The organism is Archangium sp., from assembly GCF_036388035.1.
In the GTDB taxonomy this organism is placed as follows: domain Bacteria; phylum Myxococcota; class Myxococcia; order Myxococcales; family Myxococcaceae; genus Archangium.
Genome location: NZ_DASVSO010000895.1, coordinates 1 through 13368, shown reverse-complemented (window position 1 = coordinate 13368; position 13368 = coordinate 1). Strand labels below are relative to the sequence as shown.

10 protein-coding genes are annotated in these 13368 nt (G+C 70.3%); 7 read left to right on the top strand and 3 right to left on the bottom strand.

Annotation, left to right across the window (positions count from 1 at the left end):
* Positions 1 to 362, top strand: a 362-nt coding sequence (locus VF697_RS36695) for a response regulator (protein WP_331102493.1), incomplete at its 5' end; no start/stop codon positions are given.
* Positions 363 to 430: 68 nt separating this feature from the next.
* Here the strand turns inward: VF697_RS36695 and VF697_RS36690 are convergent.
* The 3 genes from VF697_RS36690 to VF697_RS36680 all read right to left on the bottom strand — a co-directional run bounded on the left by VF697_RS36690 (position 431) and on the right by VF697_RS36680 (position 3906).
* A complete protein-coding gene (locus tag VF697_RS36690) occupies positions 431 to 1027 on the bottom strand; it encodes a hypothetical protein (protein WP_331102492.1) in 597 nt (198 codons plus the stop codon).
* A complete protein-coding gene (locus tag VF697_RS36685; RefSeq protein WP_331102490.1) occupies positions 1024 to 2955 on the bottom strand; it encodes a clostripain-related cysteine peptidase in 1932 nt (643 codons plus the stop codon). Before VF697_RS36685 ends, VF697_RS36690 begins: the two co-directional genes overlap by 4 nt.
* Positions 2956 to 3042: 87 nt before the next feature.
* Positions 3043 to 3906 (bottom strand): cobalamin-binding protein, encoded by an 864-nt coding sequence (locus tag VF697_RS36680; protein ID WP_331102488.1) that lies wholly within the window; start codon positions 3904 to 3906, stop codon positions 3043 to 3045.
* A gap of 120 nt (positions 3907 to 4026) precedes the next feature.
* On the opposite strand from VF697_RS36680, the gene VF697_RS36675 reads away from it, so the two are divergent.
* From VF697_RS36675 to VF697_RS36650, 6 genes are all read left to right on the top strand, one after another.
* Positions 4027 to 5094, top strand: coding sequence for a hypothetical protein (locus tag VF697_RS36675; RefSeq protein WP_331102486.1), 1068 nt, complete (start codon positions 4027 to 4029; stop codon positions 5092 to 5094).
* 253 nt (positions 5095 to 5347) lie between these two features.
* Positions 5348 to 6769 (top strand): Tox-REase-5 domain-containing protein, encoded by a 1422-nt coding sequence (locus VF697_RS36670; protein WP_331102484.1) that lies wholly within the window; start codon positions 5348 to 5350, stop codon positions 6767 to 6769.
* Positions 6766 to 7494, top strand: coding sequence for an immunity 52 family protein (locus tag VF697_RS36665; RefSeq protein WP_331102482.1), 729 nt, complete (start codon positions 6766 to 6768; stop codon positions 7492 to 7494). Before VF697_RS36670 ends, VF697_RS36665 begins: the two co-directional genes overlap by 4 nt.
* 304 nt (positions 7495 to 7798) lie before the next feature.
* The gene (locus tag VF697_RS36660) at positions 7799 to 9421 is read left to right on the top strand and encodes a serine/threonine-protein kinase (protein ID WP_331102480.1); all 1623 of its coding nucleotides are present in this window, start codon (positions 7799 to 7801) and stop codon (positions 9419 to 9421) included.
* A gap of 8 nt (positions 9422 to 9429) precedes the next feature.
* A complete protein-coding gene (locus VF697_RS36655) occupies positions 9430 to 11976 on the top strand; it encodes a TonB-dependent receptor domain-containing protein (protein ID WP_331102479.1) in 2547 nt (848 codons plus the stop codon).
* Entirely contained in the window at positions 11973 to 13205 is a 1233-nt protein-coding gene (locus VF697_RS36650; RefSeq protein WP_331102477.1) for a hypothetical protein, read from the top strand. The genes VF697_RS36655 and VF697_RS36650 overlap by 4 nt, the downstream gene beginning before the upstream one ends.
* Positions 13206 to 13368: the final 163 nt, after the last annotated feature.

Genomic DNA, 13368 nt, shown 5'->3' with positions numbered 1-13368 from the left:
TGAAGATTCTTCTGGTAGAGGACAACGAGGACATCCGCGAAGGGCTGACCGACTTGCTGGAGAGCGAGGGTTATTCGGTCGCCGGTAGCGGTTCGGCGGAAGAGGGACTGGACCGATTGCGATCGGAGTCCTTCCAGCTCGTCATCACCGATTACATGCTGCCCGGCCAGAATGGCGGGTGGATGTTGGAGCAGGCGGCACGTGAGGAGCGGCTGCGCGGCATGGGCGCGGTGATGATCACCGCCCATCCACGGGTCCGGCCTCCCGCGGGCGTGCGACTGGTCCACAAGCCGCTGGACATCGACGACTTCTTGCGCGTCGTGGTCGAGTCCATCGTCGCGACCCAGCCCATGGTGGTGTGAGGCTGGACCGGGGCGAGGCACTTCCAGCCAGGAAGCCCCCGCCCCACGGTCCGCTTCGTCACGGCGGGTCAGCGCACCGTCAACGCCGCCTCGTGCGCCACCTTCGAGTGGCCCCCCTCCACGGTGATGACCCGGAGGGTGTAGTCGCCCGACTCGAGGCCGATGGCGGCGCGCACGGTGGAGCCGCAGCGGCAGCGGCAGGTCTCCCCAGAGAGCGTCTCCGTCAGCGTCACCACCTGGCCCTCGAGCGAGGACTTCACGTCGGCCTTCAGGCAGCAGCCGTGCTCCAGCTGGTGCACCACGAGGGCACCGCTCCCGAGCGCGCTCACCTCCACGGCGGGCTTCGCCGGGCCGCGAGACGGAGGCGCCACCGGGAAGGTGGTTCCGAGCGTCTCGGAGCCCTCGGGCTGGGCGAGGCATCCCTGGAGCGCCACGCGCGCCTGCCCCGGCATGTCCGGAGGCAGCAGGATGCCCTTGAGTCCGGCGGGCTTCGCTCCGGGCATCGGACGCGCGGGCACCGGCGTCGGCTCGGGGGCCGGCGCCTGCTCGACCCGCTGCGGCTCCGTCGAGGCCACCGCGGGAGCGGACTCCACCTCATCACGCTTCTGCCGGCTCCCGCACCCGAGCGCGAGCGCCACCAGCACCACCAGCAGTCCGTTCTTCATGGCACCGCCCAGACGTTGTAGGCCGAGTCCCCCTGCCCGGTCTGGTCCTCGATGGTCAGCATGCCGAAGGCCTGCGTCCCGGAAGCCAGGGGCTCGAAGTCGAGGGCGATGGGCTGGGTCGCATCGAACCCCCCGGTCGCGATGACGTCGAAGGAGGTATTGCCCTCGCCGTCCACCACCTGCACCAGCGGGTAGAGCAGCGAGTCAGCGAGCGGGTACAGCTCGCCGAAGCCCCCCTCCGACTGCAAGTAGTAGGAGTCCTGGACGAGCGATTCGTTTTGCAGGACGAGCACCCGGACCGCGAACTGTCCCTCGGCCGAGGGCGACTCGAAGTAGAGGAAGGGCATGGTGGCCACGATCTTCCCACCGACCGCGGCGTCGAGGTTCAGGTAGGCATATCCACTCTTCGTCCCCTGCCGCAGGACCAGGGAGGAGTAAGCCCACGAGGCCTCCACGTAGGCGCTGGCGGAGGTTCCTTCCACGGAGGCGGGCATGTCGCCGAGGAGGACGAGCGTGCCCGAGCTGTCGCTGTAGCCGTAGTAGAAGCGCGAGGCGGTGATGCGCTCGGCCGAGCCGCGCGTGAGCGCTCCGCGCAGGACGATGTTGTCGCTGTCATCCACCGAGATGTCGGCCACCTCGCCGACGAAGGTGGGAGCGGCCCCGGTGCCCCCCTGCAGCAGACGCGTCAGCAGGCCGCGCCAGGAGGCCATCTCGCCCAGGGCCGCGTAGTCGGGCTTGTAATAGGCCGCGGCCGACGGGAAGTAGATGGACAGGCCGGTGGACATCGCCGTCTGCGGTCCGCTCGTCTTCGCCACCACGGCCTTGGCGAGCGCGGCCTGGATGGAGGTGCGCGCCTGCGCGGCCGAGGGCGCCAGTGCCCCGAGCTGATCGGCCAGGTGTCCCAGGTCCGCCATGTGCAGGGAGCGGGAAGGATCCGGCATCTTGCCGAACTCGAGCGCGGACGTCCGGGCACGTCCGAAGGCGGTGGCCAGCGCCGCATCTCCCGCAATGGGATAGACCGAGGCCAGCGCCTCCATCGCCTTCTCCAGGTCACCGAGCGCGTGGAGGTCGGTGAGCGCCAGGGTGATGTTCTCCGACGTCTTCTCGGCCACGGCCTGGGCCTGGAAGCCCCGGATGAGCTCCTTGCCCAACACCAGCGGGGAGCTGCTCGGGTCCTGGCGGAGCACGCGCAGCGACTGGTAGTCCCACCCGTGGCCCGGCTCCAGCTCCTCGGAGGCGAGCAGGTACTCGCCGAAGGGCTTCATGGCGAGCGCCACCTCCACGGTGGACATCAGGCAGGCGTCGTAGCCGATGAGGGCGAACTGTTTGAGCGCCGCGGCCTGCATGCCCGCCTGGATGCCGCTCTTCAGCTCGGCGATGGAGAGGACGTCCTGCTCCTGGGTGGAGTCATCACCCCCGAACCCAGGCCACGCCCCACCATGGTCCCAGAAGACGAGCGCGTAGCGATCCGCGGGGTAGCTCTTCACGCCCCACTCGATGAAGTTGGAGAGCGTCTGCGGCGAGCCCATGTTCACCTCGCCGAGGTCCCCCAGGTTCTCGATGGCCTGCGGCATCACCCGCATGCGCCTGGTGGTCGTCCAGTTGGGCATGGAGCCCAGAGGGTCGCTGCTGTAGCCCTCGGCCCGATCGACCTGCACCACGATGTTCACGTTGGGGCCCGAGCCCACCTGCGCCATCTCGACGATGTCCTGGAGGGCGAAGGGCTCGAGGTTGTTGTCCGCCACCATGTAGACGAGGACCGTCCAGCTCTGGCCGGTGGTCGGATGCGGCTGGGGAGTCCCGGTGGGAGGAACCGAGGGAACTCCACCATCCTCACCTCCGCCGTCCGTCTCCTCGTCGCAGGCCACCAACGACAGCGACAACGCCAGAGCGAGCGCATACACCGCGCCCTTCCATCCGAATGTCATGTAGGTATCCTCCTCACCGAACCCGGCCATGGAGCTAGCGCACAATCGCAGGGAAGTCAGTGCCGCACTTCCCAGCCGTTCACGGTCTCACGCCGCGCGCAGGTCTCCAGGACGCGGGGAAGGCAGCTTCTCGCCCCGGGCGATGGCCGCCACGATGCGCGCGAGCTGCTCCACCCCATCCGTCAGCGACGCTGGCCCCGGCTGGAGGATGAACGTGCTCTTCACCTCGTAGAGCTGGTCGTCCACCACCGCGCGCACCCGCTCCCAGCCCGGCCGTGAGACGATCTTCTCGCGCTTCGCCTTGCGGCCGCACCAGCTCGCGATGACGCCCTCGGGATCTCTCCGGGCCACCTCGGCCGGCTCGAAGATGCGGCCCTTGGCGCCCTGGTGCTCGCGCGACTCGCGGCACACATCCTCGCCGCCCACCAGCTCCACCAGCTCCGAGCACCAACGGATGCCGGAGATGAGCGGCTCGTGCCACTCCTCGAAGAAGATGCGGGGCCGGCGTGGCAGCCGCTCCGCCGCCTCGGCGTGCCGCGCGAGGTTGGACTGCAGCGCGTCGGCCAGCTTCTCCGCGGCCTCGGCCCGCCCCACCAGCGCACCCACCACGCGGACCGTCTGCAAGATCTCCGCGAGCGAGCGCTGGTTGAAGAGCACCACGGGCACCCCGCGCTTGCACAGCTCGCGGCCCAGGTCCGCCTGCAGGTCCGAGAAGCCCAGCACCAGGTCCGGCTTCAACTCGAGGATGCGCTCGAAGTTGGCGTCCAGGAAGGAGCTGACGCGCGGCTTCTTGCGCGCCTCGGGGGGGCGCACGGTGAAGCCGGAGACGCCCACCACGAGCTCCCCGGCGCCGATGCGGTAGAGCGTCTCGGTCGTCTCCTCCGTCATGCAGACGATGCGCTGGGGGTAGCGCGGCGCGGAGGAGAGCAGGGCCTTCAATCGGTCGGTCATGGACCGCAGTGTAGGGTGGGCTTCCCTCCGGTGGGGCGTTCGGACCATGCTCTCCCCTGCCCCGTCCCGGGGTGGATGGCGACCCACATGACTCCAGCACGCACGACCTCTCGAACCTGGGTGACCGTTCTCCTGCTCGCGGTGGCGGTGAGCGCCTGCGGCCCGCGCACCAAGCAGCAACGCCAGGCCTACGGCGACAGGCGGACCGACGAAGCCACCCTGCTGCTCAACGAGGCCGAGCGGGAGCTGCGCAACCAGAAACCGGAACGCGCCGAGCCCCTCCTCGCGGAGGCGAAGGAGGTCCTCGCGCACCCGGATGTCGACCTCTCTCCCGAGGCCGAGATGTGCCGCTCGCAGCTCGCGGAGCTCCAGGCGCTCGTTCCCAAGGTTCGCGAGGAGCGCGCACGGCGGGAGCGCACGGCCCGAGAGGACGAGGAGCGCAAGCGGCTCGAGGCCGCCGTGGAGAAGCAGCGGGACGACGTCGTGCAGGCGATGGCCGAGGTCTCCACGGCGCTCGACGGGCTCGAGGAGAAGGACGCGGGCCGCGCGCAGGTGGACGCGGTGCGCGAGGCCATCCAGCGCACCCGGGAGCGGCTGAAGGCGGGCAAGGAGCTCGAGGCGAAGAACGAGGACTACGCGGCCTCCACGCGAAGCACCGAGCGTCGCCTGGAGCAGGCGGAAGCACGGCTGCGGGTAGCGCAGCGGGTGATTGAGTTTGTCTCGGGGCCGTACGGCGACAGCCAGGAGGCCGCCGCGCTGGAGAAGAAGGCGAGGCAGGAGCGCGACCTGGAGGCACGGCTCTCGCTGTACACGGACGTGCGCGAGCGCTTCGTCCGCTGTGGCGAGGCGGCGGAGAAGCTGCTCGCCGAGCTGCCCGAGCTCGCGAAGGGTCCCCTCCAAGTGAAGGGCCGCCCGATCGTGCTCAAGGTCGCCGCCGCCGGGTGCAAGAAGAAGGCGGGCTCGCTCCAGAGCGTGGTGGTGAAGCTGGAGAAGGCCAAGGTGAAGCAGGAGGCGTTCAGGGAGAAGCTGGAGAAGGCCAAGGCCAAGCGCGAGGCGGCCAAGGCGGCCTTCGCGGAGAAGCTCGAGAAGGCCAAGGCGGCCCGCGCTGAGAAACTGGAAAAGGCCAAGGCGGCCCGCGCTGAAAAGCTGGAGAAGGCCAAGGCGGCCCGGGCGCGCAAGAGCAAGTAGCGCCTCACGAGGGGCTCCACCCCGGAGCGGGAGGAATGTCAGGGGGAAGCTGTAGCCTGGAGCATGTCGGCCCCAAGGGAGGTGCGGCATGTCGCTTCGTTCCACCGAGGCTCGCGCCCCTCAACCCGCGCGTTGGCATCGTCCGAGCATCCTGGCCCTGACCCTCCTCGCGCTGCTCACGGGTTGCGCCACGGGCAGGCCGCCTCCAGGGTCTCTGCGGCCAGGACACCGAGCCCGCCACCTCGCCCCGCCAATGGCACGTGAGGCGACGCACGAGCGCAACGCGCCGCTGGATGCGGGAGGCGGTGGCCCGACCCCCGTGCCGCTCCAGCTGGTGCAAGGCGGGCTGGTGGAGTTGGACGCCTTCGAGGCGCTGCTCCTCTGGGCCGGGCTGGGTGATTCACACCTGCTGGCCTCACACGAAGCAGACCTCACGCCCGAGGACGCGGCGGAGCTGTACGACGCGCTGCTCGCCAGGCCCGTCACGCTGGCCCGCTTCGGCCCGCGTCTGGCGGCCTCGTACCTGCTGCGTGAAGTCATGGAGGGCGAGGAGGAGCTGTCTCGCTCCTCCCTGAGTGCACGCGTGCGGCGCTTCGAGGGACTGGCGGTGCTGCGCCCCGACGGCTGCATGGCCTGGGCGCTGAGTGGTCAGACCCAGCAGCGCGTAGGAGTGGTCTCGCTGAAGGACGGGGCGTTGAGGGCGGGCCCCTTCGAGGTGGGCCGCTTTTATGACGGGCGCAGCGGCGTCTTCTTCCCGGTGGACGAGGGCCTCCAGCGAGTACGCACGGGCCCACCCCTGGCCGAGGTGTACAACGACGCGGACATCATCAACCGCACCCTGGATGGTGCGGAGGACGCCTTCCGCGACACGGTGCTGGCGCTGGGCGGACTGGTGTTCCATCCAGGAGACAGCCTCGCGGCGCTCTCGCAACTGCCCCGGGGCGTGGCGGCGCTCGTGCTCTACTCGCCGCAGTACCTTGAGCACTTCCAGTTGATGACGCGGGGAGAGCAGATCCGCACGCTCTCCCGGCTGACCGTCACCGTGCTGGCCACTTATGGCGCCGCTGCTGGCACTACGCAGACCCTCGCCAAGGTAGGCCAAGGCCTGGAGTTCCTATCGGTACCCGCGCTGTCGCTCTCGGCGGATGGCGCCTTGATGCTCCAGCGGGTGGTCGTTCCAGCGGGGCGTGCCATCACCGCCCTGGGTGGAGGCCCTGGTGCGGCGGTCGTCCTCCACATGGCCAACCCATCGGTCCAGGGACAGGGCGGAACGGGCCAGTCCACGCAGGCGCAAGGCCCTGGACAATGGAGCCCGGTCAAGGAGTCCATGAGCCGGCGCGCGGCGTGCTACCAAGAGCAGATTTCCGGTCGCCCCGTGGGCGAGTCGTACATCACGCGAGGCGTGCGGTTCGACGGCTACGAGAATGGCGTGCTGCTCGAGGCCAAGGGACTTGGCTATGCCAACAAGTTCACCGACAACCTGGCTCCCCAGAAGTGGTTCGCCAAGGGTGCCCAAAACCTACGCGACCAGGCACGACGTCAGTTGCAAGCCGCAAGGGGTGTTCCCGTTCGGTGGCACGTGGCAGAAGCAAAGGCCGCCGAGGCCATCCGAAAGCTCTTGGAGAGCACGCAGGTGCGTGGGATTGAGGTGGTCCACACCCCGGTATTCCCATGAACGCGAGCAGTTCGATCGAGACCTACTACGCGGGTGCTTACTGGCGCCTTCGGAAGGAATCCCCGGAAGAGTGCGGCCGACGCGCGGAGGCTTTCTTCCAAGCCCTCTCGCCCATCGATCCCTACTTCTCGCGCTGGTTCAAACTGGGGCGTTCTCGCAAGGAGGCCCTCAAAAGCCGTATCGAGACACGTCAGGCAGATCTGGAAAAAATGTTTCGCCGCGGAAAGGACAAGTTGTTCGAGGAGCTGGGCTTCCGCATCAGCGGCTGGAACGGCGAAGGCGATGATGACGAGGCCTGCGGCTTCTACATCACGTGCGGTGGCTACGCGGAGGAAGTCGGTAATGTGTGCGTGTTCGATCTGCCCAACACGGGGCCGAACGCTGAGAGGGTGCTGACAGCGCCCGTGCTGACCGGTCTGGTGCGCGCCATGGCAATGGCGTGGGACCCGGACGACGCGGTTGCCATGTCCCACAAGCACCGCGACCTCATTCCGAAGCCCCATCCGGACGCGCTGGTGGGCTGGGTGACCTACCTCGCGCGCCGCCGGGGCACGGTGCCTCCACTGCCCGCCCCGGTGCGCATCGAGCGGGTGGAGGACAAGGGCTCGCTCATCATCCTCACTCCCGAACGCTTCACCGCGAGCAACCCCGAGCACATCGCCCTGGCCGAGCGCGTCCGCGAGCTGCTCGACCGCGCCGGGCTGCTCGGGCCTGTGCGCTCCTGAGCTGCGCCAGCCCGCCCGTCAGCACACTCACGGAGCAATCGCCTCGAACGCTCAGCGTGTCTTGACGCACCGCGCAAATCCAAGGGCCTCCGAGGAGGGAGACCGGTAGAACGCAGTGCGTCAGACAAGGACGCGGGAGGTGAACCCGTCCAACACATGACGAATCCGCGCCAGGGCCGTATTGTCGGGGTTCTCGGCGCGGGGTTTCAGCCGCCGCCGACTTTTCGGCGCTGGATGGTCTGATGGTAGCATACGGGAAAGGTCACATTTCGCCCTGCCCACCCGGCGGGCGGCGGGGGAGCTCATGATTCAAAGCGGCGCCCAGGCCCAGAGCGCACCAGCCGACGTCGGAGATCCCCTCATCGGGCGGGTCCTCAACGACAAGTTCCGCATCGTCGAGGCCCTCGGCTCGGGGGGCATGGGACGGGTGTACAAGGCCGTGCAGGCGCCGCTGGATCGGTTGGTGGCCCTCAAGGTCCTCAACCCCCAGTACAGCGAGGGCAAGGACCCGGGCTTCCAGAAGCGCTTCTTCCTGGAGGCCGCCGTCACCTCCAAGCTGCGCCACCCCAACACCGTCACCATCATCGACTACGGCCGCACGGACGACGGCGTCCTCTACATCGCGATGGAGTACCTCGAGGGGCAGACCCTCGCGCAGCTCCTCACGCAGATGGGGCCCCTGCCGTGGATGCGCGTGCTGAACATCGGCGCGCAGGTGGCGCGCTCGCTGCGCGAGGCCCACAAGGTGGGCCTCATCCACCGCGACCTCAAGCCCGCCAACATCATGGTCCTCAACCAGGAGGAGGACCATGACGTGGTGAAGGTGCTGGACTTCGGCCTGGTGAAGTCCTTCCTGCCGGACCGGGGGCAGAGCGAGCCGGAGATCACCCAGGCCGGCGTCATCCTCGGCTCGCCGCAGTACATGGCGCCCGAGCAGGCGCGCAACGTGTCCGACCCGCGCAGCGACGTGTACTCGCTGGGCGTGGTGATGTTCCAGATGCTCATGGGGCGCCCGCCCTTCCAGGCCGCGCAGAGCATCGACGTCATCTTCAAGCACCTCAACGAGGCCCCGCCCGCCTTCGCCGCCCTCTGGCCCAACCACAGCGTGCCGCAGGAGGTGGAGGCGCTGGTGATGCGCTGCCTCTTCAAGCGCCCCGAGGAACGCTTCCAGTCCATGGACGAGGTGCTGGAGGCCTTCCGCCGCGCCGCCGCGTCCGCGGGCTTCAGCGGGGCCTTCTCCAGCCCGCGCAACTCCATCACCAGTGGCCTGCCGGCCCTCACCAACCCCGGCAGCGGCCCCATGTCGGGCCCGCAGACGGGCCCGCTGCCCTCGCCCGCCTCCAGCGGCGCGAGCACCGTGGCGCTGGACATCGCCGTGGAGGAGCCCGCGAAGCCGGCCAACCGGCGCGCCCTGCCGCTGGCGCTCTTCGCCGGCTCGCTGCTGCTCGGCCTCGGCGTGGCCGCGGTGATCGCCCTGCGCGCCCCGCCGCCCCAGGCCTTGCCCACTCCCGCGCCCACCTCGGTGGCCGCCCCCGCGGAGAAGGCGCCCGCCCCCGCCGCCCAGCCGCTCGCCGCCGAGCAGCCGGCGGCCCCGGCGCCGCGGCCCGCCGCCGAGCCCGTGGCCCCGACGGTGGCCGCCCCGCCCCAGAGCGAGCCCGCCCCCATCCGGTTCATCATCGACAGCGAGCCCGCCGGCGCCCGGGTGACGTACGACGGGCGCATGCTGGGTGAGACGCCCGTGGTGCTCACGGTGCCTCCGGGCACCGATGGCCGCGCGAGTGCCCGCCTCACCTTCGTGATGGAGGGCTACCAGCGCTTCACCGCCATCGCCGAGGGCGAGGGCCCGGTGGTCCACTTCAACCAGAAGCTGAAGAAGAAGTCCGGCTCGCGCTCCGCGGACACCGGGTACAAGGAAGACCCCTACTGAGACTCGTGATGAAGCCGACCGCCTGGAAGCGAGCGGGTGCCCTCGCGTTGGTGTTGTGCGCGGGGAGTGCCCTGGCCGACGCGCGCCTGGAGGCCCGCCGTCATTTTCGTAACGGCATGAGCCTCATTGCCCAGGGGCAGTACGACCAGGGCATCGCCGAGCTGGAAGCCGCCTACGTCATCAAGCCGCACCCCAACGTCCTCTACAACATCGCCCGCGCCTACCAGGACGCGGGCCGGGTGAACGAGGCGGTGGACTACTACCAGCGCTACCTCGCCACCAACCCGCCGGACACGGCGCCGGTGCAGGCCGCGCTGGCGAGCCTGGAGCAGGCGCAGAAGGCCGCCGAGGCGACGAAGCAGGCCGAGGCGACGAAGCCGGGCGAGCCGGGGAAGAAGTCCGGGCTGCCGCCCATGCCCGCGGCCCCCGGGGCCGAGACGGCCAAGACGCTCGCGGTGCTGGTGGAGCGGCTGGAGAAGGCCATCGCCCGCGCCGAGTCCCTGCCCGCCACGCCGCAGCCCGCGACCGCGCAGCAGCCCGCCTCGTCCACCCCCCAGGCCGACGGCCCGCAGGGCGTGCCCGCCGCGTCCAATGAGGACGAGGGCGCGGTGCCCTACGAGGAGCGCGTGGTGACGGCGAGCCGCCGCGCCCAGTCCGCGCTCGAGGCCCCCAACGCCACCAGCGTCATCACCGCCGAGGACATCCGCCTCTCGGGTGCCACCACGCTGCCGGAGCTGCTGCGCCGCGTGCCGGGCGCCGAGGTGATGATGCTCGGGCAGGGCAGCGCCAACGTGTCGCTGCGCGGCTTCAACGAGCGCATCTCCAACAAGGTGCTGGTGCTGGTGGACGGTCGCAGCGAGTACCAGGACTTCCTGGGCACGACGCTCTGGTCGTCCATGCCCGTGGAGCTGGCCGACATCGAGCGCATCGAGGTCATCCGCGGCCCGGGCAGCGCGCTGTACGGCGCCAACGCCATGCTGGGCGTGGTGAACATCATCACCCGGGCCCCGGGCACTGGCCCGCGCGCGCGCTTCCAGGCCTCCGCCGGCAACGGCAACGCCGCGGGGGGCAGCTTCGTGAGCCACGGCGGCGCGGGGGGCCTGCGCTACCGCGCCTCGGCGGCGTACTCCCAGGCCGACAAGTGGAGCCGCGACTTCGCGGACGACCGGCCCGACATGGTGGTGGGCGATCCCCAGAAGCACGTGGGCCTGCGCAGCGCGCGGGGCAGCCTCGCCACCGTCTACCAGCTCGACTCGGGCACCGAGCTGGGCCTGTCCGGCGGCATCAACCGCTACTACACGGAGATCTACCCGCTGGGGGTGCTGCGCAACTACTTCCTGGACGGGGTGAGCGCCTTCGCCAAGGCGGACGCCGGGCTGGGGCCGGTGAAGGTGAAGGCCTTCTGGAACCACCTGTCGGTGGACGCGGGGCCTCAGTACGAGCCCGTGGGCCAGCGCTCGCTGGCCACGCACGTCACCTCCAACGTCTTCAATGGCGAGGTGCTCTACAGCCGGGGCTTCCACCTGCTGGGTGAGCACCAGGTGAACCTGGGCGTGGAAGGCCGCCTCAAGCGCGTGGGCTGGGACTACCTGGGCTCGCTGAAACAGGAGTTCCACGCCGCGGCCTTCATCCAGGACGAGTGGCGCCTGGCCCAGCCCTTCCGCGTGGTGGCCTCCTACCGCGTGGACCGGCACCCGCTGCTCGACGGAGGCAAGCCGGGCGTGGCCCAGTCGCCGCGCGTGTCCGCCCTCTTCCTGCCCTTCGAGGGACACGCCTTCCGCGCCAGCGCGGCCTCGGCCTTCCGCGAGCCCACGTTCCTGGAGAGCTACATGGGCGTGCGCGTCCCCATCCCGGGCGTCAACGGCGCCAGCGCGCTGTCCGTGGGCAACCGAGCCCTGAAGCCCGAGCGCATGCTGGCCTTCGAGCTGGGCTACCGCGGCGAGGCCCCCGCGCTCGGCATGGACTGGGACGTGGCCCTCTACCAGAACACCGTGAGGGACCTCATCCACCTGTCCGCCGTGCAGCCGCTGCCGGCGGGCGACTCGTGGGACGCGGCCACGGGCACCTACCTGCTGGGCCGCTCCGTCTTCCAGAACGAGGCGGCCGTCTACACCGCGCGCGGCGCCGAGGCCGGCGTGTCGCTGGCTCCCGTGGACGGCCTGGGCCTCAAGGCCACGGCGGCCTTCCAGCAGATGACGTCCGATGGCGAGGAGGACCTGTGCGGCCCCTGCAGCCAGGCGCCCCAGTTCAAGCTGTCCGGCGGCGTCACCTACCGCACGCGCTCGGCGCTGGAGCTGAGCGTGGACGCGGCGTGGACGTCCGCCACCACCTGGGTGGAGCGAGAGCCCGCGGCGGAGGATCCCACCCGCATCGCGCCCCTGGCCAACCCGCTGTCGGCCTACGCCGTCATCAACGCCCGCGTGGGCTTCTCGCCGGTGAAGGACCACGTGTCGTTGGCGCTGGTGGGCTCGCACCTGGGCCCCGCGCACACCCAGCACCCCTTCGGCAACCGCATCGAGCGCCGCGTGCTCGCCATCCTGACGGTGACCCCATGAGCTCCTCCTGCCAGAAGACCCTGGTGGGCCTGGCCCTCGCGTCCGTGCTCGCCACCGGCTGCGAGCCCCCTCCCGTGGTGCCCACCGCGGACCGCCGGCAGAACCAGCAGCACTCGCGCCTCGAGGGCAATGTGGTGGTGCAGAGCCGCGCCCGCGGCAACGCCATCGTCCTGCTCTATGACGCCGAGCGCCCGCCCCCGCCCCAGGGCTCGGGTCGCCCGCTGTCCTTCACCGTCATCCCCGCCGAGCGGCTCTTCGGCTCGTCGCTGGGGGATACGAGCACCTCCGGTCCCTTCACCGCGCCCTTCACCTTCAGCCTGGTGGCGCCGGGGCGCTACCTGCTGCGCGGCTTCATCGACACGGACACGTGCCGCGCGGGCGCGCAGCCCTGCCATGGCCCGGACTTCATCCCCTGGTACAGCGTCACCGGCGAGCCCAACGCCGGAGACGTGGGCGGCGCCGCGGTGGACGCCATCACCCGCGCCCCACGGGTGGTGGAGGTGGCCACGGACCCGGACGGTGTCCTCCAGGCCACCACCGGCGTCACCGTGAGCTTCAGCGACTCGGTGAGCACCGTGCCCGAGCGGCCCGCCTTCCAGGTGGTGGGCGAGGCCCGCTTCGACCCGACAGCGGGCCCCAAGCGGCTGGAGCTGAAGCCCCTCCAGGTGCGTGAGGGGGTGGTGGACCTGCGCTCCCCCGTCTTCCTCGTGCGCTACGTGGACGAGGACGGCAACGGCGTCCCCGACGACGCCAACGGGGACGGCCAGCCGGACCTCTGGCCCCGGGTGGTGCTGCGCAAGCTGGTGGACGGCCCGGGGCTCGCCGACGAGAACGACCTGGACCGCAACGGCCTCCTCGACGCCGAGGGCGTGGACTACCCCCGGCTCGACGGCAGCAGCGACGGGCTGCCGGATCAGGTGGTGCTCGCCGCGGGGCTGGCGCCTGATCCGACGCTGATGGACGCCCTGCGCAAGCCCGACGGTACCCCGCGCATGGAGCCCGTGGCCGTGCCTTCACTGGGAGTGCTGGTGCTGCCCAGGGCGCTCGACGCGCGGAATCCGCGTGCCCCGGCGCAGCTCCAGTCCGTACCTCGCGGCCGCTACGCTCTCACGCTCGTCCAGTTCACCGGCCAGACCTGGCGCGTCCCCAACGAGCTGTCTCCCCTCCTGGCGACCGAGCGCGGCCTGCCCTCTGTGGAGAGCCAGTCCTTCGTCCTGGAAGTGCCGTGACACGCCCCCCGCTCATCTTTGACTTCATGCTGTCCGTCGGACAACATACCGGTGTCTCGGTGTTACGGTAGTGCGCGGAGGGGGGACAGTGCAGGGAGACTCTCCAATGAAGCCGGCAACGGTTGTGCCCGAAGCAGCGGCGACGACATCGCCACGATCCACG